This is a genomic window from Thioclava electrotropha, from assembly GCF_002085925.2.
Lineage (GTDB): Bacteria > Pseudomonadota > Alphaproteobacteria > Rhodobacterales > Rhodobacteraceae > Thioclava > Thioclava electrotropha.
Map to the genome: position 1 here is coordinate 262215 of NZ_CP053562.1, position 22786 is coordinate 285000.

General features: G+C 63.5%; 25 protein-coding genes (1 of these 25 running past the window's edge). 8 read left to right on the forward strand and 17 right to left on the reverse strand.

Annotated features, from left to right (window positions below; translation table 11 throughout):
• Position 1: 1 nt before the first annotated feature.
• The 6 genes from AKL02_RS01330 to def (AKL02_RS01355) all read right to left on the reverse strand — a co-directional run bounded on the left by AKL02_RS01330 (position 2) and on the right by def (AKL02_RS01355) (position 3379).
• Positions 2-277 (reverse strand): NfeD family protein, encoded by a 276-nt coding sequence (locus AKL02_RS01330; protein WP_078522376.1) that lies wholly within the window; start codon positions 275-277, stop codon positions 2-4.
• Entirely contained in the window at positions 277-1119 is an 843-nt protein-coding gene (locus tag AKL02_RS01335) for an SPFH domain-containing protein (protein ID WP_408648146.1), read from the reverse strand. Before AKL02_RS01335 ends, AKL02_RS01330 begins: the two co-directional genes overlap by 1 nt.
• A 60-nt stretch (positions 1120-1179) precedes the next feature.
• Positions 1180-1338, reverse strand: a complete 159-nt coding sequence (locus AKL02_RS01340) for a hypothetical protein (RefSeq protein WP_165756939.1) — start codon at positions 1336-1338, stop codon at positions 1180-1182.
• A gap of 95 nt (positions 1339-1433) precedes the next feature.
• Entirely contained in the window at positions 1434-2330 is an 897-nt protein-coding gene (fmt, locus tag AKL02_RS01345; RefSeq protein ID WP_083076219.1) for a methionyl-tRNA formyltransferase, read from the reverse strand.
• Between the two features lie 3 nt (positions 2331-2333).
• Entirely contained in the window at positions 2334-2834 is a 501-nt protein-coding gene (gene def, locus AKL02_RS01350; RefSeq protein WP_083076218.1) for a peptide deformylase, read from the reverse strand.
• Positions 2834-3379, reverse strand: a complete 546-nt coding sequence (gene def / locus AKL02_RS01355; RefSeq protein ID WP_075775430.1) for a peptide deformylase — start codon at positions 3377-3379, stop codon at positions 2834-2836. Before def (AKL02_RS01355) ends, def (AKL02_RS01350) begins: the two co-directional genes overlap by 1 nt.
• A 129-nt stretch (positions 3380-3508) precedes the next feature.
• Here def (AKL02_RS01355) and AKL02_RS01360 point away from each other — a divergent pair, with 129 nt between their 5' ends.
• Positions 3509-4684, forward strand: coding sequence for a MalY/PatB family protein (locus tag AKL02_RS01360; protein WP_083076217.1), 1176 nt, complete (start codon positions 3509-3511; stop codon positions 4682-4684).
• 45 nt (positions 4685-4729) lie between these two features.
• Here the strand turns inward: AKL02_RS01360 and AKL02_RS01365 are convergent, their stop codons facing one another.
• Positions 4730-5077 carry a hypothetical protein gene (locus AKL02_RS01365; RefSeq protein ID WP_083076216.1) on the reverse strand — a complete coding sequence of 116 codons (348 nt, stop codon included), beginning with the start codon at positions 5075-5077 and terminating at the stop codon, positions 4730-4732.
• A 195-nt stretch (positions 5078-5272) separates the two neighbouring features.
• Here AKL02_RS01365 and AKL02_RS01370 point away from each other — a divergent pair, with 195 nt between their 5' ends.
• Positions 5273-6451, forward strand: a complete 1179-nt coding sequence (locus AKL02_RS01370) for a lytic murein transglycosylase (RefSeq protein WP_083076214.1) — start codon at positions 5273-5275, stop codon at positions 6449-6451.
• 18 nt (positions 6452-6469) lie between these two features.
• Here AKL02_RS01370 and AKL02_RS01375 read toward each other — a convergent pair whose 3' ends face one another.
• Positions 6470-7804, reverse strand: coding sequence for an HlyD family type I secretion periplasmic adaptor subunit (locus tag AKL02_RS01375; RefSeq protein WP_078541731.1), 1335 nt, complete (start codon positions 7802-7804; stop codon positions 6470-6472).
• Complete coding sequence (locus tag AKL02_RS01380; protein WP_083076212.1) at positions 7801-9564, reverse strand: type I secretion system permease/ATPase; 1764 nt, start codon at positions 9562-9564, stop codon at positions 7801-7803. Before AKL02_RS01380 ends, AKL02_RS01375 begins: the two co-directional genes overlap by 4 nt.
• A gap of 283 nt (positions 9565-9847) precedes the next feature.
• Here AKL02_RS01380 and AKL02_RS01385 point away from each other — a divergent pair, with 283 nt between their 5' ends.
• Together AKL02_RS01385 and AKL02_RS01390 are read left to right on the forward strand one after the other, a co-directional pair.
• Positions 9848-10558: an MlaA family lipoprotein gene (locus tag AKL02_RS01385; RefSeq protein ID WP_083076766.1), complete on the forward strand. Its 711-nt coding sequence runs from the start codon at positions 9848-9850 to the stop codon at positions 10556-10558.
• Positions 10521-11144, forward strand: coding sequence for an MlaC/ttg2D family ABC transporter substrate-binding protein (locus AKL02_RS01390; protein WP_078541733.1), 624 nt, complete (start codon positions 10521-10523; stop codon positions 11142-11144). Before AKL02_RS01385 ends, AKL02_RS01390 begins: the two co-directional genes overlap by 38 nt.
• A 91-nt stretch (positions 11145-11235) precedes the next feature.
• Here AKL02_RS01390 and AKL02_RS01395 read toward each other — a convergent pair whose 3' ends face one another.
• Positions 11236-13455 (reverse strand): transglycosylase domain-containing protein, encoded by a 2220-nt coding sequence (locus AKL02_RS01395; protein ID WP_083076210.1) that lies wholly within the window; start codon positions 13453-13455, stop codon positions 11236-11238.
• Between the two features lie 270 nt (positions 13456-13725).
• Between AKL02_RS01395 and AKL02_RS01400 the strand changes: the two genes are divergently transcribed.
• Together AKL02_RS01400 and AKL02_RS01405 are read left to right on the forward strand one after the other, a co-directional pair.
• Positions 13726-14064 (forward strand): P-II family nitrogen regulator, encoded by a 339-nt coding sequence (locus tag AKL02_RS01400; protein ID WP_078522388.1) that lies wholly within the window; start codon positions 13726-13728, stop codon positions 14062-14064.
• A 25-nt stretch (positions 14065-14089) separates the two neighbouring features.
• Complete coding sequence (locus AKL02_RS01405) at positions 14090-15418, forward strand: ammonium transporter AmtB (RefSeq protein ID WP_172976213.1); 1329 nt, start codon at positions 14090-14092, stop codon at positions 15416-15418.
• Between the two features lie 72 nt (positions 15419-15490).
• On the opposite strand, the gene AKL02_RS01410 is transcribed toward AKL02_RS01405, so the two are convergent.
• The 6 genes from AKL02_RS01410 to smpB form a co-directional block, all read right to left on the reverse strand.
• On the reverse strand, positions 15491-17053 hold the full coding sequence (locus AKL02_RS01410; protein ID WP_083076208.1) for a DHA2 family efflux MFS transporter permease subunit: 1563 nt from the start codon (positions 17051-17053) through the stop codon (positions 15491-15493).
• Between the two features lie 3 nt (positions 17054-17056).
• Entirely contained in the window at positions 17057-18187 is a 1131-nt protein-coding gene (locus AKL02_RS01415; RefSeq protein WP_083076206.1) for an HlyD family secretion protein, read from the reverse strand.
• On the reverse strand, positions 18180-18632 hold the full coding sequence (locus AKL02_RS01420; protein ID WP_083076204.1) for a MarR family winged helix-turn-helix transcriptional regulator: 453 nt from the start codon (positions 18630-18632) through the stop codon (positions 18180-18182). Before AKL02_RS01420 ends, AKL02_RS01415 begins: the two co-directional genes overlap by 8 nt.
• A 140-nt stretch (positions 18633-18772) precedes the next feature.
• Entirely contained in the window at positions 18773-19954 is a 1182-nt protein-coding gene (locus AKL02_RS01425) for an amino acid aminotransferase (RefSeq protein ID WP_078541738.1), read from the reverse strand.
• Positions 19954-20805 (reverse strand): 3-mercaptopyruvate sulfurtransferase, encoded by an 852-nt coding sequence (gene sseA, locus AKL02_RS01430; protein ID WP_083076763.1) that lies wholly within the window; start codon positions 20803-20805, stop codon positions 19954-19956. The genes AKL02_RS01425 and sseA overlap by 1 nt, the downstream gene beginning before the upstream one ends.
• An 89-nt stretch (positions 20806-20894) precedes the next feature.
• Positions 20895-21368, reverse strand: coding sequence for an SsrA-binding protein SmpB (smpB, locus tag AKL02_RS01435; protein ID WP_083076202.1), 474 nt, complete (start codon positions 21366-21368; stop codon positions 20895-20897).
• 103 nt (positions 21369-21471) lie between these two features.
• Here smpB and AKL02_RS01440 point away from each other — a divergent pair, with 103 nt between their 5' ends.
• The gene (locus AKL02_RS01440) at positions 21472-21921 is read left to right on the forward strand and encodes an ion channel (protein WP_078541739.1); all 450 of its coding nucleotides are present in this window, start codon (positions 21472-21474) and stop codon (positions 21919-21921) included.
• A 44-nt stretch (positions 21922-21965) separates the two neighbouring features.
• Here the strand turns inward: AKL02_RS01440 and AKL02_RS01445 are convergent, their stop codons facing one another.
• Positions 21966-22418, reverse strand: coding sequence for a DUF302 domain-containing protein (locus AKL02_RS01445; RefSeq protein WP_078550754.1), 453 nt, complete (start codon positions 22416-22418; stop codon positions 21966-21968).
• A 166-nt stretch (positions 22419-22584) separates the two neighbouring features.
• On the opposite strand from AKL02_RS01445, the gene msrP reads away from it, so the two are divergent.
• On the forward strand, positions 22585-22786 hold the start of the coding sequence (msrP, locus tag AKL02_RS01450) for a protein-methionine-sulfoxide reductase catalytic subunit MsrP (RefSeq protein WP_078550752.1). Its footprint extends 728 nt past the window's final position; the window shows 202 of its 930 coding nt (coding positions 1-202); the start codon lies at positions 22585-22587; its stop codon lies beyond the right edge, outside the window.

The window sequence follows — 22786 nt, forward strand, 5'->3', positions numbered from 1 at the left end:
CTCAGTTCTCGTTGATATCGTCATGCCATTGCTTCACCTGACCGCGTCGCACGCCCATCAGTTTGCGCAGCGCGAGCCATGCGATGATCGACAGAACCGCGAAGGTGATCAGCGTGATCGGCACCGACTTTCCGACGATGCCGATCCAGATCAGCCCGCCGGTGATCACCGCCCCGATCGAGAAGCCGAGGAAGATGAAGCCGGGGATGATCATCTCGGCTCCGCCCAGCACCAGACCGGCCAGAACCCAGACCCACGGAAGTTGCCAGAGGTCCATCACGCTTTCCTCAGAAGCTGGAAGGCATCGGTGAAGGCCTCGAGGGCGGCGGCAGGCAGGATCACGGTCTGCTTGCCTTCGCCCTTGGCCACCTGAGCCAGCGCGTCGACCTGTTTCAGCGCGACCTGATATTGCGCGGCTTCCAAGCCGTTCTTCGCAATCGCCTGCGCGACCACTTCCGTGGCATAGGCTTCGGCATCGGCAGAGATGCGGCGCGCCTCGGCCTCTTTCTGTGCCTGGAATAGCTGCGCTTCGGCGGCGAGTTCGACCGCGCGCTTCTTGCCTTCGGCCTCGGTCACCTGCGCCCGGCGCGCGCGTTCTGCATTGAGCTGTTGCAGCATCGCTGCGCGGGTCGCCTCGTCGAGATTGACGTCGAGAATCTCGGCGCGCGTTACCTCGATCCCCCAATCATCGACCATCACGGCGACCTGTTCGCGGACCTTCTCGATCAGGCGGGCGCGGTTCGATTGCACCTCGTCGAGCTCGATCACCCCGATCTCGGAGCGCACGATCCCCGCCACCGTCGTCGCGATCGCGGCATCGACATCGCGGATGCGGTAGACGGTCTTTTCCGGTTCGGTGATCCGGTAGAAGACCGAGGTCTCGACCTTCACCAGCACGTTGTCGGCGGTGATCGCGTCCTGCATCGCGTTGGGCAGCTGGCGTTCGAGGATCGAGATCTTGTGCGGCACCCGGTCAAGGAAGGGCACGATGAAGTTGATGCCGGGGCCAAGCACCGCGCGCAGCCGCCCGAAGCGCTCCACGACATGCTTCTCGGATTGCGGCACGATCCGCACGCCGAGGAAGACCGACAGGATCAGCAGAACCGCGACCGCGATCATCACGATATCGCTGCCGGTTAGGGAATTAAGGAAATACATCTGGGCCTCGACCTTCTGAACTCACACTTGATTACCGGGAAAGACGCGCAAGGCGAGCAGCGTCAGCACCACGAGCACGGCCCAGCCACCGGGCCGTGAGATGAGCCAGACCGCGAGCGCGAAGCCGATCCCGAGGATACGACTGCTCGCGGTCGCGAGAAAGCCGAACAGCACGCCCATCAGGCGAATTCCATCAAATTGGGGGTCATCGACTGCTCCTTGTGGCTTTTCCACAAGTTTGCCGCAACTTCCGCGATTTGGGAAGGCTGTTGCGCTCAGCCTAGGCGTGCAGGCAGGCGCAGGCCACGCAACACGTCGGCGCCAGACATCGGGCGCTTGCCCGGGCGTTGCGCGGTCAGGATCTCCAGCGCGCCCGTGCCGCAGGCGATGGTAAACCCGTCGAGGATCTCGCCCGGTGCGCCGCTTCCCTCTGCCGGGGCGGCGCGCAGCAGCTTGATCCGTTCGCCCCCGATTTCGGTCCAGGCGCCCGGGAAGGGGGAGAGCCCGTTGATATGCCGGATCACCTCATCGGCCGGGCGCGTCCAATCGACCTGCGCCTCCGCCTTGTCGATCTTCGCGGCATAGGTGACGCCATCCTCGGGCTGCGGTTGAAGGATCAGCGAGTCGATCTCGGACAGCGCGTCGAGGATCAGCCGCGCGCCCATCGCGCTCAGCCGGTCATGCAATTCGCCGGTGGTCTCGGTCGCGCCGATCTCGGTCGCTTCGCGCAGCAGGACCGGCCCGGTATCGAGCCCGGCCTCCATTTGCATGATGCAGATGCCCGTCTGGCTGTCGCCCGCCATGATCGCCCGGTGGATCGGGGCCGCCCCGCGCCAGCGCGGCAGAAGCGAGGCGTGGATATTCAGGCAGCCCTTCGCGGGCGCATCCAAGATCGCCTGCGGCAGGATCAGCCCGTAGGCGACCACGACCGCGATATCGGCATTCAGCGCGGCGAAGGCCTCGCGATCCTCGGGGGCTTTGAAATTCCGCGGAGTGCGCACCTCGATCCCCAGTTCCTCAGCCTTGGCATGGACCGGCGAGGGGCGCTCTTTCTTGCCGCGACCGGCGGGGCGGGGCGGCTGGCTATAGACGGCGACAACCTCATGCGCGCCGGCCAGCGCCTCCAGAACGGGGACGGAGAACTCCGGCGTTCCCATGAAGATGACGCGCATCGCTTAGCCTTTCGCGAGTTTCTTCGACTTCTGCACCAGCATCTTGCGGCGCAGGGGCGAGAGATGATCGACATACATCTTGCCGTTGAGGTGGTCGATCTGGTGCTGGACGCTCGTCGCCCAGAGGCCCACGAAATCGCGGTCCTCCATCTCGCCGTCTTCATTGAGGAAGCGCACCGTCACCGCGCGAGGCCGCTCGATCGGGGCGGAGATACCCGGCAGGTTCGGCGAGGCCTCTTCATGCTTGCGCATCTGCACCGACGCATGAAGCACTTCCGGATTCGCCATCCGCACAGCCTGACCGCGCTTGTCGGATGCATCGACGACCGCGAGGCGCATCATGATCCCGATCTGGGGGGCGGCAAGCCCGACACCGGGCATCGCATCCATCGTCTCGATCATGTCGTCCCAGATCATCCGAACGGTCTCGGTGATCGTCTCGACCGGCTCGGCGGGGCGATGCAGGCGGCGGTCGTCGTAGGGGATGAAGGCGCGCGAAGCCATCAGAGGATCGGATCCTTGGCCGCGCCCGCACGGGCGCGCTCGCGCTTGAGCTTCTCCATCTTGCGGGTGATCATCTTGCGCTTCATCGGACCGAGATAGTCGATGAACAGCTTGCCGTTGAGGTGGTCGAACTCGTGCTGCGCGCAGGTCGCCCAGAGCGCGTCGAACTGCTCCTCATGGCTTTGCCCGTCGAGGCCGAGCCACTTCATCCGCACCTCGGAGGGGCGCGTCACCTCGGCATATTGATCCGGGATCGACAGGCAGCCTTCCTCGTAGACATTGGTCTCTTCCGAGGTCCAGCTGATCTCGGGATTGATCAGGACCATCGGCTCGGGGGCCGCTTCCTTGTCCTTCACGCAATCCATCACGAAGATCCGCTTCATCACGCCGACCTGTGGCCCGGCCAAGCCGATGCCGGGCGCGTCATACATGGTCGCGAGCATGTCATCGGCGAGCTTGCGGATCTCGTCGTTAACTTCGGGCACCGGCTCGCAGACCTTTTTCAGGCGCGGATCGGGATGGATCAGGATCGGTCGTAGCGTCATGGGCAGGGATTTAGGCGAAGCAATGCGTCTGTGCAATGGCAGCGGTGATTGTGCCAGTGACAAAACGCCGTTTGTAACCCGGCTTTGCTTTTGCTCAGATGCGCCCGATCCGACCAATGAGAGGCCCAGATGAGCAAACCCGACTTCGACGAAATCATCGACCGCGTAGGCACCCATTCGCAGAAATGGGACGGGATGGAAAACTATTACGGGGTTTCGCCGGAAGACGGGATCGCGATGTGGGTCGCGGACATGGATTTCCGCCCGCCCACCTGCGTGCAGCGCGCGCTCGAGGATATGGTCGCGCAGGGTATCTATGGGTACTGGGGCGGCGAGGACGAGTATCGCGCCGCGATCCAGTGGTGGATGCGCGAGCGGCACGGCTGGGAGATCGAGCCGGACTGGATCTTCACGACCCACGGTCTGGTCAACGGCACGGCGCTCTGCGTCGACACCTATACCGATCCGGGCGATGCGGTCGTTCTGATGACGCCGGTCTACCATGCGTTTGCGCGGGTCATCCGTGCGGCCGGGCGCGAGGTGCGCGAATGCCCTCTGAAACTGGTCGATGGCCGCTACGAGATGGATTTCGAGGCTTGGGACGGGCTGATGACGGGGGCCGAGAAGATGCTCGTCCTCTGCTCGCCGCATAATCCCGGCGGGCGCGTCTGGACCCGCGCGGAGCTGGAAGCCACGGCGGCGTTCGCGAAGCGCCACGGGCTGGTGCTGGTCTCGGACGAGATCCACCATGACATTGTGATGCCGGGTGAAACCCATATCCCGATGGCGCAAGCCGCGCCCGATCTGCCGCTGGTGATGATGACGGCCACGACCAAGACTTTCAACATCGCGGGCACGCATACGGGCAACGTCATCATCTCGGACCCGGATCTGCGCGCCCGATTCGCAACGCGGATGTCGGCCTTGGGTATCTCGCCCAACAGTTTCGGCATCGCGATGGCGACGGCGGCCTACAGCCCCGAAGGGGCGGCGTGGGTCGATGAGTTGAACGCCTATCTCGATGAGAACCGGCGGATTTTCGACCAGGGGATCGCCGAGATCCCGGGGCTGCATTCGATGCCGCTCGAAGCGACCTATCTCGCTTGGGTCGATTTCTCCGGCACCGGAATGGAGCCCGAGGAATACAAGTCGCGTGTTCTGAAGGACGCGAAGATCGCGGTGAATTTCGGGGCGACTTTCGGCGCGGGGGGAGAGAAATTCCTGCGCTTCAACCTCGCCACGCCGCGGGCGCGGGTGCGCGAAGCGGTCGATCGCCTGCAGGCCGCCTTCTCCGATCTGCAATGAAAAAGGGCCGGTTTCCGGCCCTTTCCTTTGGAATCTCGGTCTCGCTCAGATCTTCGTCAGGTAGCCCGACAGCGTCGGCCCTTCCTGCGCAAAATCGAGCGCCGCGCGATCGCTGACAGGGGTTTCGCGCTTCACCGTGCAGATCAGCTCGTTTCCCTGAATCTCCGAGGCTACGATCAGGCAGGTCGCGACGTGCTTGGGGCCGTCATAGAGATCGACATGGCCGCGCAGATGCGTGACCTCGTCGGCATCCAACGCAAAGCCACCCGGCACCCGGCGCAGCACCGGCCAGATCTGACCGCCCGCGAGAACACGCAGGCGTGCCTTTTTCGCCGCATCGCGCTTCTGCGCGGCGCGCAGTCCTTCAAGGACCTCCTTAGGCAGGAATTCCATGACATCCTCCAACAGCTTCCCCGTGATCCATGCTGATCACCTCAATGTAAAAAGCAAGTTAACCATTCAGACGATCCGATTCTGCGGTTGCAAAGAGTGCTGAAATTGCAACGGCTTGCAGGGCCGCCGGATCGGGTTGTCGCCTTGGGCCGCGCAAGATAGCGTCGAGGATGACCGCGCAACCCGGAGGCTCTCATGCGTAAAGCTCTGCTCACCCTGACCCTCGCTCTCTCGCCCATGTTCAACGTCGGTATTGCCCATGCCGAGTGCGGCGGAAGCTGGTCCGGTTTCCTGTCCGGGATTCGCAGCGATCTGCAGGCGGCTGGATTGAACGCGCAGCAGGCCAATGCGTTCCTCGCCGGTGCGCGGCAGAATCAGGCCGTGTTGCGGGCGGACCGGGCGCAGGGGGTGTTTCGTAAAACCTTTCTCGAATTCGCGAGCGCGGTGATCAGCAAGAACCGGATGGTAAACGGGGCGAAGAACGCCAAGCGTTATGCGAAAACCTTCGATCGGATGGAGCAGACCTACGGCGTCTCGCGCGGGGTGCTGCTGGCCTTCTGGGCGCTCGAGACCGATTACGGCGCGGTGCAGGGCGATTTCAACACGCGCGACGCGCTGCTGACGCTGGCCCATGATTGCCGCCGACCCGAGCTGTTCCGCCCGCAGGTGATTGCCGCGGGCGAGCTGTTCCGGCGCGGCGATTTCGATCCCAAGCGAACCACCGGTGCCTGGGCCGGGGAAATCGGGCAGGTGCAGATGCTGCCCGAGGACATCCTGCACAACGGGGTCGATGGCGATGGCGACGGGCATGTGCGCCTGAAGACCTCGGCGCCCGATGCGCTGATGTCGGGGGCCAACATGCTGCGCGATTTGGGGTGGCGCCCGAACGAGCCGTGGATGCAGGAAGTGACTGTGCCCAACGATCTCGATTGGTCCCAGACCGGGCTCACCACCGAATTGCCGGTTTCCGAATGGGCGGCGCGCGGCGTGCGTGCGCGACAGGGGCAGCTTGCGCGCAACCTGCGCGGGTCGATCCTTTTGCCGATGGGGCGCAAGGGGCCAGCCTTTATCGTCTATCCGAATTTCCGTGTGCTGTTCGAATGGAACAAGAGCTTCGTCTACGTCACCAGCGCCGCCTATTTCGCGACGCGCCTCGAAGGGGCGCCGCGCCTTGATCCCGGTGCGCCCGAACCGGGGCTGAGCGTGTCGCAGATGAAGCGGTTGCAGGAGAAGCTGGTCGCGAAGGGCTATGACGTGGGTGCGGTCGACGGCATCCTCGGCGCCAACACCCGCAACGCGGTCCAGACGGCGCAAGAGAAGTTCGGACTGCCCGCGGATGGATGGCCGACACGCGCCTTGCTCGATCGGTTGTGACCGCGTCGGCGCGGGAGGTCACCCCGCTGCGCCGCCAAGTGCGAAGAAATCGAGGAACGGGCTTAGCAGGTAGCGGATCGGAGAGACCGGTGCGGTCTGCAGGAAGACCTCGGCGGGCATGCCGGGCACGAGCAGCCTGCGTTCTTCCGCGTCGAGCTCGTCCATATCGAAGGTGATCCGCACTTCGAAATAGCTTTTCCCGGTCGCCGGATCGGTCAGTGTGTCCGGGGAAATACGCGTGATAGTGCCTGTCACGTCACTCGAGATTCGCCGCGACAGTCCCGGAAAGCGGAGGATCGCAGTTTGGCCTGCCGCCACCCCGTCGATATTGGTCGGATCGACCTGCGCATTTATGATGAGTGGCCGCCCGGTCTCTACGATTGCCATCGCCATCTCTGCCGGGCGCAGCACCGCATGCGCGCCGCGCAGGCGCACATCGTGCACCGTGCCGCTGACTGGCGCGCGTAGGGTGCGCCGCGCCAATTCGTGGCGCAGATGTGTGGTGCGCGCAGAGAGCTCGATGGCGCGGGCGTTGCTGGATTCGAGTTGTGACTCGATTTCCTCCCGGCGTTGCCATTGCAGCCGCGACGCGGTGAGCACCACGCCGCCGCTTTGCACCGTGAGCTGCGTTTTCTGGGCGCTTAACGCGCCGAGTTGTCGCTCCAGCGAGACCTGCTCGCGGGTGAGGCCGAGTATTTGCGCCGATGTGGCGAGGCCGCGATCCTTCAGCCGTTCGCGGAGGGCGAGTTCTTTTTCGATCAACCGCTCTTCGCGTTCCAGCGCTGTGACCTGTGCATCGAGCCCGTCGCGCTGCGCGCGGATTTGCTGCAGCTGCCGCGCCATTTCGGCGCGTTGCTGAGCGAAGGACTGTTTGCGGGCTTCGAACAGGGAATTCTGCCCCTCGACCAGATCGGCGACATCCGCGCGGAGCTTGGCCGCCTCCAAAAGCTGCCTCGGGTAAGGGACCGTGTTCGCACCGTCCCGTTCGGCTTGCAGCCGCGCGCGCTGGGCCTGCAGGGCAAAATCCGAGGCTTCGACGATGGCCAGCTCGGTCCGGATGTCGTCCGAGGCAAGGCGCATCAGCACTTGGCCGCGGGTGACGTGATCGCCGCTTTTGACATAGATCTGTTCGATGGTCCCGCCGCTCGGATGCTCGATCACATGGCGGGAGCTGTCGACTTCGATCCGCCCTGAGGCCTGGATGGATCCGGCGAGCCGCGTGACGGTGAGCCAAAGGGCGGATCCGATGAAGAGGGCTACGATCGCCGCGAGGCCGAAGCTGATCGGGACGCCATGTTGCGAAGGGGTGCAGCAGGTGCCCCCTTGCCCGGAATGGATGCAGGCGTCGCTCACGCGGCGCTGTCCGCGCGTGGAACCACGCGGGCCTTCGTGGCCGAGGCGATCATGCGCTTGAGAACGTCGTCACGCGCGCCGAGGGCGCGCTGCGCCCCGTGGTCGAGTACGAGGATACGCTCGCATTCGGCGAGCGCGCCGGGACTGTTGGTCATCACGATTGCCGCGCCGCCGCGCGCCTTCAGATCGCTCAGCATCGTGTGCAGACAGGCCCCGCCATCTCCACTGAGCAAGAGGTTTGGCTCATCGAGAATGAGGAGGATCGGGTCGTGATAGAGCGCCCGCGAAAGCGCGACGAGCTGGCGCTGGCGATCGGAGAGCGAAGCCCCCTCGAACTCGATCGGCGTGTCGTAGCCCGCGGGCAATTTGAGAATCATCTGGTGCGCGCCGGCGCGTTTGGCTGCGGCGATGACCCGGTCCATGTCGGGCGCGAGGTCGAGCCGGGCGATATTCTCGGCCACGGTGCCGGGAAAAAAGGTGACCGATTGCGGCAGGTAGCCGATCAGCCGTCCCAGATTGTCGCGGTCGTATTGCTCCAGTGGCACCTCGTCGAGGCGGATCGTGCCCGAGCTTGGGTGGGAGAAGTTGCACAGGCTGCGCGCGAGAACGGATTTGCCTGCACCGAGCGGGCCGATCACCCCGAGTGCCTCCCCGGGTTCGAGCGAGAAGCTGATCATCTCGAGCGTCGCTCGGTCGGAATTGGCGGGCCGGACGGTGATGTCTTCGACGGCGAGGCGTGCCTTCGGGCTCACCCACTCAGTGCCCTTTTGCGCGGCCGGGTGAGCGCCGAGGAGGGCCGCCAGCCGGTCGCGGGCGACGGAGGCGCGCTGCCATTGCGTCCATCCGCCCACGGCAAGCTCGACCGGCGCGAGCGATCGACCCATCAGGATCGAGGCGGCGATCATCGCCCCCGCGCTCAACTCGCCTTGCAGGACGAGATAGGCGCCAAGCGCCAGCATCGACGTTTGCAGCAGCATCCGCAGCGCGCGCATCGAGGCATGGAAGCTGCCGCTGAGATCGGTGGCCCGAATCGCGTTGTCCATCGATTCATGCCGCGCCGCCTGCCAGCGTTTGAAGCCGCTTTCGCGCATCCCGAGCGAAACGACCGTTTCGATCTGGCGGAGAAAATCGTTTCCGAGATACCGGGCTTTGTTCTCGAGCTGTGTTGTCTCTTCCATTCGCCCACGCGTGACGAATTGCGTGGCGAGAGACAGCAGGATCAACGTGGCACCCCCGGCGAAGGCCAGAGCGCCGAGCCACGGGTGGAACACGAACAGCACTCCGAGATAGAGCGGCGTCCAGGGCAGATCGAACACCGCCGCCGCGACCGGGGAGGCATAATAGCGCTGGACGATTTCCAGATCGCGCAGGGCGTTGTTGGAGGACCGCTCCTGCGTGTTGATGGTGGCGTCGATGATGGCGGCGTCGAACACGCGCCGTTCGAGACCGCGCTGATGATCCGCTCCGATTCGGGCGAGCAGGCGACCTCGCGCCCAATCGATGACGCCCATCATCGTGAAGAGAAAGGCCACCAGCAGGAACAGGTTGATCAGCGTCGGCAAGGACCGCGCGGGCAGCACGCGATCATAGACCTGCAACATGAACAGCGGCCCCGCGAGAACGAGCAGATTGATGAAGGCCGCGAATATTGCAACCAGCACGAATTGCCTTCGTACCCGGCCCAGCAGCTGGGCCATCTCCCGTCGCCCTTTGACGATGTTGCGTTTGATGATGGCTTGATCGGTGTTGGAATATGGCATCGTGCTCTCCCCGCGATGACGGGCGCTGATCGAAGCGCCGCGCTTGGCAAGGGTGATGCGAGGGCGCTGAACGGGGCGTTAATTTCCCCGCGCCTTTTCCCGTCAATTCGATCCATTTCTTCCGGAACTCCGGAGTTCTGAGCGACTCGCGTTGCGGCACGACCGGATGCGCCCTATCTATTTCAGGACCTAAGCCGCAACGCAGGGGGGAGCGACTTTGGCGCAGGAATTAGAAAAGAGGGCCTCGGCGCGCATCGGCATGCGGTGGTCTGCGGTGGCTACGATGACGGCGCTTGCGCTGGGGTTGGCCGCCTGCGCGCCTGCGCCGCCCGCGACCGGCATTCAGGATCCTTACGAGGCGGCAAATCGCAAGACGCATGAGTTCAACAAGAAGCTAGATTCGGCCTTCTTCCGCTCCGATTCGACCGATGGCAGTGGCCCCGGGCCGGTGACGAAGACGCTCTATAATGTCGGCAGCAATCTCAGCCTGCCGGGCAAAGTGCTCAACTCTCTACTGCAAGGACGGCCCGAGCCGGCGGTGAAGAACACTTTCCGATTCTTCATTAACTCGACGATCGGGCTGGGGGGGATTTTCGATCCGGCGGGGACGGATTTCTCGTTGCCCGAGACGGATACCGACTTCGGCGAGACGCTGCATGTCTGGGGCGTGGGCGAAGGTAATTATCAGGAATTGCCGGTCTTCGGACCGTCCACGACGCGTGATACAGTCGGGATGGTCGTCGATTTCGTGATCGACCCGCTGGGCGCGCTGCCCGACAAGGAGCGCATCGCCGCAGGGGCGCTACGCTTCGGAGGCAATGTCGCGAAGCGCAACATGTATGGCACCACTGTCGATTCGATCCTGTATGACAGTGCCGACAGTTATTCCCAAAGCCGGCTTCTGTATCTGCAGAACCGACGCTACGAACTCAATGGCGAGGAGGCCACCGATGCGAATGCCTACGATCCCTACGAAGACCTTCTGCCGCAATAGGCGGCAGGTTCTGGGCCTCGGCGCGGCGGGTCTGGCGGCGGCGATGGTGCCGGGGTCGGCATATGCGCTGACGGATGCGCAGGCGCGCGCACTGATCCAGAAAGCGGTGAACGAGGTCAACGCAGCCATCGCCTCGGGGCGCACCGGGCCCGCGCTCTATGCGATGTTCGAACGGATTTTCGCGCGATATGCGGATGTGAACGTCATCGCGCGTTCGGCGCTGGGCGTGGCGGCGCGGCAAGCGAGCCCGGCGCAGCTCGCGGCCTTCACCAAGGCGTTCCAGGGCTACCTCTCGCGCAAATACGGCAAGCGGTTCCGTGAGTTCCAGGGCGCGAAGTTCCAGATTCAGGGCGCCCGCCCGATCAAAACCTTCTACGAGGTGAAGACGCTCGCGACCCTGCCGGGGCAGGCGCCGTTCGAGGTGCTGTGGCAGGTCTCGGATCGCTCTGGCAGCGACAAGTTCTTCAACCTGATCGTCGAGGGCGTGAACATGCTCGCCTCCGAACGGGCCGAGATCGGGGCGATGCTCGACCGGCGTCGCGGCAATATCAACGCGATGATCGAGGATCTGAAACGGGCGGGGTAACCGGCGCGGGCTTCGGCCCGGCAAGACGCCGTACCAAATGAAAACGCCCGGGCCAGTGGCCCGGGCGTTTCTTTTGTTTCGGGTCGGTCGCTCAGTTGCTGCCGAAGATGTTGAGCAATTCGTTGAGGATCGACTGCGACGGATCGCGCCGCTGCCGCTGGGGCTGCGCGGGCGCTTGTCCCGCGCTCTGGCTTTGCCCCTGAGACTGCTGTGCCGGCACCTGCCAGTCGCCCGGATGGGCCATCGGGAGCGGCTTGGGATCTTCGCCGTTGAGCACCCGCTTCATCGTCTCGTGGAAGATCTCGGCGGGCAGGCCGCCCCCGGTCGTGCCTTTCAGCGGCGTGTTGTCGTCATTGCCCATCCAGACGCCGACGACGTAATCCGAGGTGAAGCCCACGAACCAGGCATCGCGCGCGCTCTGCGTGGTGCCGGTCTTGCCCGCGATCTCGTAGCCGTCGATGTTGGCGCGGCGGCCGGTCCCGTGCAGCACGACCTGACGCATCATGTAGGTCAGTTCCTGCGCCGCTTTCTTCGAGATCACGCGCTCGCCGATCCCGCCGGGCTTACCGAAGAGCGGCTGGTCGTCGCCTTTCAGCGTCAGCGAGGTCAGGCCATAGGGCTGCACCGAAGAGCCACCATTGAGGATGCCCGCATAGGCCCCTGTCATGTCGAGCAGATCCGATTCCCCCACGCCAAGCGCCACCGAAGGCAGGTTCGGCAGGTCCTGCGCAAAGCCGAAGCCTTCCGCGATCTTGATGACATTCTCGCGTCCCACCGCTTCGGAGACGCGCACGGTCGCGACGTTCACCGAATGCTCGAGCGCCGTGGTCAGCGTGATCGGCCCCATGTAGCTACGCTCGTAGTTGCGCGGGCTCCAATCGGGCGAGCCGGGCATCTTCACCGTGACCGGCGCGTCATCCACCATCGAATCCGGGGTGTAGCCCAGATCGAGCGCGGTCGCGTAGACGAAGGGCTTGAAGGTGGAGCCGGTCTGACGCTGCGCCATGGTCGCGTGGTTGAACGCACCCGAGACCTTCGTGGCCCGACCGCCAACCATGCCGCGCACGGCGCCATCTGCGCTCATCACGACGATCGCGGATTCGGCCTTCGAGCCTTTGGAGACCTTGTTGTCGTAGACCGACTTCATCGCGTCTTCGGCCGCCGACTGGATGCGCTGATCGAGCGTGGTGTTGATGACCACATCCTCGGTCGTGTCGCGCGACAGGAAGTCCGGGATCGTATCCATCACCCAATCCGCGAAATAGCCGCCCGCGCGCTTCTGGGCCGCCTGGCTCAGCGTGGCGGGGTTGTTCTTCGCGTCGAGATATTGCCGGTCCGTCAGGTAGTTTTGCTCATGCATGAGGCTGAGCACGGTCGCGGCCCGTTCCTGCGAACGCTCGAGGCTCGAAGTCGGGGCGTAATAGCTAGGGGCTTTCAGAAGGCCGGCCAGCATCGCGGCCTGCTGCGGATCGACATTGGCCGCCGAGATGCCGAAATAGCGCTCCGACGCGGCCTCGAAGCCGCGCGCACCCGCACCGAGATAGGCGCGGTTGAGGTAGATCGAAAGGATTTCATCTTTCGAGTATTTCAGTTCCAGCGCGAAGGCGTAGGGCACTTCCTTGATCTTGCGGCGCAGACCGCCCGAACGGCAGTCATTCTCGTAGGCGGCTTCGTTCTTCCATTTCTTCGGGTCGAACTTCACGCCGAGGCACAGGAGCTTCGCGGTCTGCTGCGTGATGGTCGAGCCGCCGTTGCCGTCGAACGGCCCGCGCCCTTCGCGCATGTTGATTGCCATCGCCGAGGCGATGCCGCGCGGCGAGATGCCGAAGTGATGGTAGAAGCGGCGGTCCTCGGTCGCGACCACGGCGTCGCGCAGATAGGGCGAGACGTTCTTCGCGTCGATCTGGCCGCCGAAGGTCTCGCCGCGCCAGGCGAAGACCTTGCCCTGATCGTCGAGCATCGTGACCGAGCCGCGGGTGCGGCCGTCGAGCAGCTTCGTGTAGTCAGGCAGGGTCGAGTAGAAATACAGCGTCGCTGCGCCCACCACGAGGGCGACGATCATCGCGAGGCGCCAGCCGACGCCCCATACGACCCGCCAGATCAACCGGGCGAGGCCGATGATCAGGCCGGTGACCGGCCCGTTGCGCCGCGGCGGCTTACCTCGGCCGCCACCGCCACCTCCGCCGTTACCTCCACCCCGGCGCGCATTCTTGCGCGGCTTGGTGGGTTTCGATGCCTTGGGAGGCTGCTTCGACGAGGAATAGCGCTTGTCGGCCACGAGGCGCCCGCGCCCTCCGCCTTTCTGAGTCATCTGCCTGTTCCGCTGCCTGCGTTTTAATTGCGCGCAATCTACACGGGCCGACCCGAGATGTGCACCCGCGAAAAATCACGTTTCAGATTTGCAATGTGATTAAAAAAGCGGCAAAGCGCACAAATTGTGCAAATTTGAGCCAGAATCCGCTGAGGCTGCCACTCGGACGGAACCTCGTTTCCTTGTGCGAAAGGGGCACAGCGGGCCTTTTAACACCGTGCGATGTCACCAAGCGGGCATCGAAAGGGCTGAACAAGGAAGGGATGTCAGGTGAAACTCATCATTGCAGCAATCAAGCCGTTCAAGCTGGAGGAGGTGCGCGAGGCGCTTACCACCATCGGCGTGCGCGGAATGATGGTGACCGAGATCAAAGGCTTCGGTGCCCAGTCGGGTCACACGGAAATCTATCGTGGTGCCGAATACGCCGTGAACTTCGTGCCGAAGGTCAAGCTGGAGATCGTCGTCGCGGACGGCCTCGCCGACGAGGTTGTCGACACGATCATGAAAGCCGCGAAAACCGACAAGATCGGCGACGGCAAAATCTTCGTTCTCGATGTCGGGCAGGCGGTTCGCGTGCGTACCGGCGAATCCAATGACGACGCGCTTTAAGGCGCGACAGGGGGAAAGTAGGAAAATGAACAAGCTTTCGAAAATCACTGGCCTTGCGGTTGCGATGACCGCGGTGGCCCTGCCGGCGCTGGCGCAAGACGCCGCCCCGGTCGATCCGCCGGCCAATGAGATCGGCTTCATCCTGAACACCTTCATGTTCCTCGTCACCGGCTTCCTGGTGATGTGGATGGGCGCGGGCTTCTCGATGCTCGAGGCTGGCCTCGTGCGTTCGAAGAACGTGACCATGCAGTCGCTCAAGAACATCGCGCTCTTCGCGATCGCGGCGATCATGTACTACCTGATCGGCTACAACCTGATGTACCCGGGCGACGGCTGGTCGATCAACGGCGTGCTCGGTGCCTTCTCGACCACCTCGCTCGAGCCCGTTGGCGTCGGCGCGGATTCGGTCGACCTGACCTACGCTTCGGTCGGTTCGGACTTCTTCTTCCAGCTGATGTTCTGCGCCACCACCGCGTCGATCGTTTCGGGCACCCTGGCCGAGCGCATCAAGCTGTGGCCGTTCCTGATCTTCACCGTGATCCTGACGGGCTTCATCTACCCGATCCAGGCTTCGTGGAAATGGGGCGGTGGTTTCCTGGACGCCGATTTCGGCTTCCTCGACTTCGCTGGCTCGACCGTCGTGCACTCGGTCGGTGGCTGGGCGGCTCTCGCAGGCGCTCTGATCCTCGGCCCGCGTATCGGCAAGTATAAGGACGGCAAGGTCCAGGCTATGCCCGGTTCGAACCTGACGCTCGCCACGCTCGGTACCTTCATCCTGTGGCTCGGCTGGTTCGGCTTCAACGGCGGTTCGCAGCTCTACATGAACACCGTGGGCAACGTCGCCGATATCTCGCGCATCTTCGCCAACACCAACACGGCAGCTGCCGGTGGCGCGATCGCAGCGCTGATCCTGACCCAGATCCTCTACAAGAAGCCGGATCTGACCATGGTTCTCAACGGCGCTCTGGCTGGCCTCGTGTCGATCACGGCTGAGCCGCTGACCCCGAGCCTCGGTGCGGCGACCATCATCGGCGCGATCGGCGGTATCATCGTGGTCCTGCTGGTTCCGATGCTCGACAAGCTGAAGATCGATGACGTCGTGGGCGCTATCCCGGTCCATCTCGGCGCTGGTATCTGGGGCACGCTGGCTGTTCCGATCACCAACCCGGACGGCACCTTCTACGGCCAGATCGTCTCGATCATCATCGTCGGCATCTTCGTCTTCGTGGTCTCGGCAATCATCTGGTTCATCCTCAAAGCCGTCATGGGCATCCGCGCCCCGGCCGAGGACGAGATGATGGGTCTCGACAAGGCGGAACTGGGCATGGAAGCCTATCCGGAGTTCGTCAACTAAGACGCCGCATCCAAGAGAAAGCGAAAGGCCCGGGAGCGATCCCGGGCCTTTTTCATTGCGTCTGGTGTCGGCTTACTCGGTGACCGGAGCGCCTTGCGGCTTCTGGCCGCCGCCGCTGTTCTGGTAATCCGGCTTGCGCAGGAAGAAGACGAGCGGGATCGCCGCCAGCGTGACCCACATCATGAACTTGAAATCGTCCACGTAAGAGATCATCGCCGCCTGCTGCGTCGCGAGGTTGTTGAGCACCGTAAGGGCCGCCTCCCGCGACATGCCGCTCGCGCCGTTCATCACGCCCGAGAGGTTCTGCGGATTGATCGCCGAGACGATCTCGGAATGGTTCACCGCGATATTGTGGGTGAGCAGCGCGGTCACGATCGAGATCCCGATGGACGAGCCGATATTGCGCAGAAGCGAGAACAACGCTGTGCCGTCGCCGCGATATTCCGGGGCGAGCGTGGCGAAAGCGAGCGTCGAGATCGGCACGAAGACCGAGCCCAGCCCGAAGCCCTGAATCACGCCCGAGATGATGATCCATTTCGGCCCCATCTGCGGCGAGAAGGTCGACATGATGTGCAGCGAATAGGCGGTCAAGGACAGCCCGACCACCACGAGGATGCGCAGGTCGATGACCTTCACCAGTCGCCCGATCAGCAGCATCATGATCATCGCCCCCACACCGCGTGGTGACATCACCAAGCCCGTCGTCAGCGTCGGGTAGCTGAAGATGTTCGACAGCATCGGCGGCAGCAGTGCCAGCGAGGCGAGCAGGATGATCCCGATCACGAAGATGAACAGCAGCCCCATCGAGAGGTTGCGGTCGAGGAACATCTTCGGCTCGAGGAAGGGTTTCTTCGCGCTGAGAATCCACACGAGGAAGACCCAGAACCCGCTGATCGCGAGCGCGGCCTCGATCCAAATCTCGCGCGAGGCGAACCAGTCGAGATCGGACCCACGGTCGAGCATCATCTGCAGCGACCCGATGGCCACCGCCAGCGCCGCGAAGCCGAAGAAGTCGAAACCGATCTTCTTCTTGGGCGTCTCGGGCAGGAAGAAGGCGGAGCCTGCGATCGCGATCATCCCGAGCGGCACGTTGATGTAGAACACCCAGCGCCAGTTGATCACCTCGGTCAGATAGCCGCCCAGCGTCGGGCCGATGATCGGGCCGAGCATGATGCCAGCACCGAACATCGCCATCGCCTGCCCGTGCTTCTCGCGCGGGTTGATGTCGAGCATGAAGTTCTGTGCGAGCGGCACGATGGCCGCGCCGAACACGCCCTGCATGAGGCGGAAGATCACCATCACGTCGAGCGACCACGCGATCCCGCAAAGCATCGAGAAGACGACGAAGCCGATCACCGCGACCATGAAGATCTCGCGCCGCCCGAAGCGGTTGGCGAGCCACCCCGACAGCGGGGTCACGATGGCTGCAGCGACGATATAGGAAGTCAGCACCCAGTTGATCGTATCGCGCGACGCGCCAAGGTCGGCGCGCATGTCCGGCAGGGCCACGTTCGCAATCGTTGTATCGAGCACCTGCATGATCACGGCCAACATCAGCGACGCCATGATCAGCGCGCGATGCGGCACGTTATGCGGGTCGATCCCCTTGGGTTGTTTCTCTGCGGCCTCGGCCATGACTTACTGCCCCTGTTGGGTCGTGCCAGCAACGGCGGCCGAGCTGTTCGCCTTGTCGAGGATGCGCTTGTAACGCGGCTCCGAGGCGGTATCGACGGTGACGCTGGCCGAGAGACCTGCGCGCAGGCCGTCGAGTTTCGCGCCTTCGTCGAGACGCAGGCGCACCGGAACACGCTGGGTTACTTTCACCCAGTTGCCGGTCGCGTTCTGCGCCGGAAGGATCGAGAACTCGGCCCCGGTGCCCGCGCCGACCGCGTCGACCGTCGCGTGATATTCGCGATCCGGGAAGGCGTCGAATTCGACGGTGGCCGACTGGCCCTCTTGCATATGGGTCAGTGCGGTTTCCTTGAAGTTCGCGATCACCCAGACGTCGCTGGTATCGACCAGCGTGAAGAGGCTGGCACCGGCACCGACCATCTCGCCCGGTTTGAACGAGGAGGCCTGATAGATGATGCCGTCAGTGGGCGCATCGACCTCGGTCTGTGAGAGGTTGTACTTGGCGTCATTGACCGCCGCGATCGCCGATTTCACCGAAGGGTGCTCGTCCACCTGAATCTCGGGATTGCCGTTGAGCGCAACCTTGGCCGACGCCACTTTCTGCTTCGCGGCGGCCAGCGTGTTCTGCGCGGCTTGCGTCGCCGTGCGCTGCTGGTCGAGCGCCTGCTGCGTCGTGGTGCCGGATTTGATCAGCTTTTCCTGACGGTCGAGCTGTTTCTCCTGATAAGCCGCGTTATCCGCCGCCTGTTTCTCGTCGGCGAGCGCGGCCTTGTAGGAGGCGCGAAGCTGTTCGACCTGCAGGCGGGCCTGCGACAGTGCGGCCTCTGCCTTGGCCAGCGCCAGCTCGTAGGGTTTCTTGTCGAGCTCGAACAGCGGTGCGCCTTTTTTCACATGCTCGTTGTCATGCACGAACACCTCGGTCACACGGCCCGAGATTTGCGAGGCCACGGGAATCCGCGCCATCTGGAAATTGGCGTTCTCGGTGCTTTGCGAGCCACCGGCGCTCAGCCAGTACCACGCGCCGCCCAGTACGATGAGGGCAGGCACGAGAATAAGGAGCCAGAATTTCGGCCCCTTCTTCTGTTTCTGTTTCGGTTGGTCTGCCGCGCTGTCCGCGGTCGGGTTCTGGTCACTCATGATTTGTCTCTGACGTGGAGGAGGTGTCTTCGGAGAGGTTACGGATGATCGCTCGCAGGGTGTTCAGTGCGGTCGCGACTTCGTCATCGCTCAGTCCGGCCAGCGCCTGTTCGTAGATGTCATCCGCGATGGAGCGCGCATTCTCGAAGGCGTTGCGCGCCTTGGCCGAGGGATGCACGAGCTTGACGCGTCGATCGTTCGGATCAGGTTTGCGGCAGACCCAGTCGGCTTCTTCCATGCGGTCGACGAGGCGCGAGACCGAAATCGGTTCGATTTCGAGCAGCTCGGCCAGCCGGGCCTGCGGCAGCGCGCCTTCCTTCTTGAGGTAGACGAGAAGCCGCCATTGCGCGGTCGTCAGGCCGAACTCGTTGGCGCGTGCCTCGAAACGACGGCGGATCAACCGCGTCGCGTCATGCAGGAGAAAACCTAGGCTCTGATCGGGCATCCGGGGCTCCGTTGAAATTAAAGTAAGCCTCTATATTATGAGCCTGCTTATTATTTCAAGGGCGCAATGCGGAAAAATCCGCGACGAAAAACGGCGGCCGAATGGACCGCCGTTTCGAATTTTCGTGTTGTCGGAAGCGTTTAGACGCCAGCGTCGATCAGCGCGCGGGCCAGCAGCGGCACGCTGTTTTTGTTGAGGCCCGCGATGTTGATACGCGAGTCGCCGACCATGTAGATCGCGTTGCCTTCCTTCATCGCAGCGACCTGCTCGGGCGTCGCGCCAAGGCGCGAGAACATGCCGCGGTGCTCTGCCACGAAGTCGAAGCGGTCGGAATTGGACAGCTTGCGCAGCTCGTCGGCGAGTTGCTGGCGCAGCTCCAGCATGCCGGTGCGAACCTCTTCCAGCTCGGCTTCCCAATCGGCGCGCAGCTCGGGATCGGTGAGCACGCGGGTGACCAGCGCCTGCCCGTGATAGGGCGGGAAGGAGTAGGTCTGACGGTTGAGATAGGCGAGGTTGCCCTGAACGGTCTTCTTGGTCTCTTCCGAACCCAGAACCATCAGGCAGCCGGTACGCTCGCGATAGATGCCGAAGTTCTTCGAGCAGGACGCCGCGATCAGCACTTCCGGCAGACGCTCGGCGATGAGGCGGGTGCCTGCCGCATCGGCTTCAAGACCGTCCCCGAAGCCCTGATAGGCGAGGTCGATCATCGGCACGGCGCCGGTCTCTTTCAGAAGGTCCGCAACCTTGCCCCATTGCTCGAGCGTCAGGTTCGCGCCGGTCGGATTGTGGCAGCAGCCGTGCAGCAGCACGATGTCGCCTTCCTTGGCACCCTTCAGGTCTTCCATCATCGCGTCGAAATCGACCGAGCGGGTCTCGGCATCGAAATAGCGATAGGTGGTGAAGTCCTGATCCATGAATTTGAGGATCGAGAGGTGGTTCGGCCAGGTCGGATCGGAGACCCAGATCTTGGTGCCGGGGTTCGCCATGCGGGCAAGCTCGAAGCCCATGCGGCAGGCGCCGGTGCCGCCCACGGTCGAGAGGCACGCCAGACGATCGGCCGGGTAGCCCTTGCCCAGAACCATCTCGGCCATCGCCGCATGGAATTCCGGCTGGCCGGCGAGGCCCGCGTATTTCTTCGTGGTTTCCTGATCCCAGACCTGCTTTTCCGCCTTGTGGATGGCGCGCATGATCGGGGTTTCGCCTTCGGCGTTCTTGTAGACGCCGACGCCGAGATCGACCTTCTGGTCGCGCTCATCGGCGCGGTATTCTTCCATCAGCGCGAGGATCTTGTCCGGCGCCTGCGGCTTGAGATTGTTCAGCATCATGCTTCTCCCGTTGCGACCTTGAGGTCGTTATACATGCCCCATTCCGACCAGGACCCGTCATAGAGCGACCAGTCGGACTTGCCGATCAGTTCGAGCGCGAGCGACAGGATCGCGGCGCTGACACCGGAGCCGCAGGTCGTGATCGCGGGCTTCGACAGGTCGACGCCGGCGGCCTCGAACAGGGCCTTGATCTCTTCTGGGGATTTGAAAGTGCCCTCGGGGGTCAACAGCTCGCCGAAGGGCAGGTTGCGCGAGCCGGGGATATGACCCGAACGCAGCCCCGGGCGCGGCTCCGTGCCGTTGCCGAGGAAGCGCTCGTTCGGGCGCGCGTCGATGATTTCGTGATCGCCGAGTTTGCTGGCATGGGCGACCTGCGTGACGTCCTTCACCAGACCGGGGTGGCGTTGCACCGTCATGTGACGGTCGCGCACCATCGGCGGCCTGTCTTCGAGCGGGCGGCCCTCGGCCTCCCATTTCGGCAGACCGCCATCGAGCACCGCCACATCCGTCTTGCCCATCAGGCGGAAGGTCCACCAGACGCGCGGCGCGGAGAAGACGGAATGCTGATCGTAGATCACGACCTGATGGCCGTCGCCGACGCCCATCGCGCGCATCCGCGAGATGAACTTCTCGGGCGGCGGCGCCATATGCGGCAGATCCGAGCGGTTATCGGCGATATCGTCGATGTCGAAGAAGCGCGCACCGGGAATGTGCTTGGCGTCATAGGTCGCCTTCGCATCCCGCTCCATCTGCGGCAGGAACCACGAAGCGTCCAGAATGCGCAGGTCGGGGTCCTTCAGATGGGCAGCAAGCCAATCCGTCGATACGAGCGTTTTCGGGTCATCCATCGTCATGCGCCTCTTTTGCCGGTCGGGATTGCTTAGACTCAGCGGCGCGCAAGACGCAAGGGCAGGGCGGGTAAATCCGCCCCATGCCCCTAGTAATTCTGCTTCAGAAGGCGCTGTTTCTGGCGGTTCCAGTCGCGTTTCGCCTCAGTTTCGCGCTTATCGGCCTGCTTCTTGCCCTTGGCGATCCCGATCAGAACCTTCGCGATGCCCTTCTCGTTGAAGTACATCTTCAGCGGCACGATGGTCATGCCCTCGCGCTGGGTGGCGTTCCACAGGCGCGCCAACTCCCGCTTCGAGACCAGAAGCTTGCGCTTGCGCCGCTCCTCGTGGCCGAAATGCGTGGCCTGGTTGAGGCTCGCGATATAGGAGTTGATCAGCCACAATTCGGCATCCTCGACCGAGGCGTAGCTCTCGGCGATGTTCGTCTGACCGACGCGCATCGATTTCACCTCGGAGCCTTGCAGCACGATGCCCGCCTCGAGGGTGTCCTCGACGGCGTAGTGATAACGTGCCTGCCGGTTCTCGGCGATCAGCTTGGAATTGGGGTCTGAATGCTTTGCCATAGTCGCATCGAGATAGGGCAGGCAAGCGGCTCTGTCCAGTGCGGCACCGCTACGCTTGACGCCCGTGCGGTGGCGCGAAATAGCTAGGGCAGGAGGAACGCCCATGATCATTCAGATCGCCATCGGTTCGGTGATGATGCTTTTGACCGTTTGCATCGCCGCGCTCAGCGCCTGGGCGATCGAGGCGACATTCTCGCGGCTGCACTGGTGGATGCTGCGTGAGCCGCACCGTCCGAAGCTGATGCTGATGGTCGTCGTCGCCGCCCTCTGGGCCTTGGCGATGGTCACGGCGGGCGTCTGGCTCTGGGCGTTCTGCTTCCGCATCCTGGGCGTGTTCAACACGATGGAGCAGTCGGTCTATTTCTCCCTCGTGAGCTTCACCACGCTGGGATACGGCGACATCCTGCTTTCGCATCAATGGCGCATCCTTGGCGGGATGGCGGCGGCGAACGGGCTGCTGAATGTGGGGCTTCTGACCGCGCTGCTGGTCGAGGTGATCCGCCATGTGCGCAAGAGCCAGCTGGAGGCCCGGGCCGAGCGTGGCGCGAGCTGAACTGTGGTGCTCGCGCGCGGGTGCGCACGCGAGCTATATATCCGTCAGTCGAGCATCAGCGCGTCTTTGACGATCCCGGTCAGCATATCGGTCACCGGCTGCATCGACTCTTCGTCATAGGAGCGGAAACCCACCGTCACGTGATCCGTGTCTTCGGGCGTCTGGTAGACGAAGATCGTGTAGGGGCAGTACTGGAAGTTGGTGATGTCGGCCTCCATCACCTCGCGCGACGTCTGCGCCGAGCAGAAGGAGAAAACGTCCGCGCCGGTGAACAGCGTCTTGGTGCTGCCGACCGCGTCTTTCGTGCGCTCCAGCATGTCGCCGGTATGGCTGACGTGATCCACCACGAGCCCCGCGCCGATGATTGCGTTCTGCACTGCGAAGGTGACGTTGTCGAAGGTGTCTTCGGTGGTCCAGGTATGGGCGTCCTCGGCCGTTGCCGCGCTCGCCCCCACAGTGATGACCGCCGCGAGTGCGGCGCCGATGAAGCGTTTCATCTCTCTCTCCCTTGTCTCCCGATCGGACGACTTTGCGCCGTCCGTTGATCCAGTCTCGATAGTGGCGCGTATTTTTATACGTGCCTAGAGGTAACAATGTCGCTGTAAGCTCCGAAGTGTAAGCGACGGGCACCGCCCCATATGTAGGGGCAGAGAGGAGATTTCCATGCGCAAGATAAGACCGAACGATCCGAGCTGGGCCGATGTGACGCCGAAGGCCGACTTCCTGAACCGCCGCCAAATCATGGCAGGCGCGGGGGCCATGGCGCTTGGCTCGATTGCCGGGCCCAGCTTTGCCAGCATCGACGCCAAGCCCTCGAAATTCTCGACCGACGCCAAGCCGAACACCCTCAAGGAGATCACCTCCT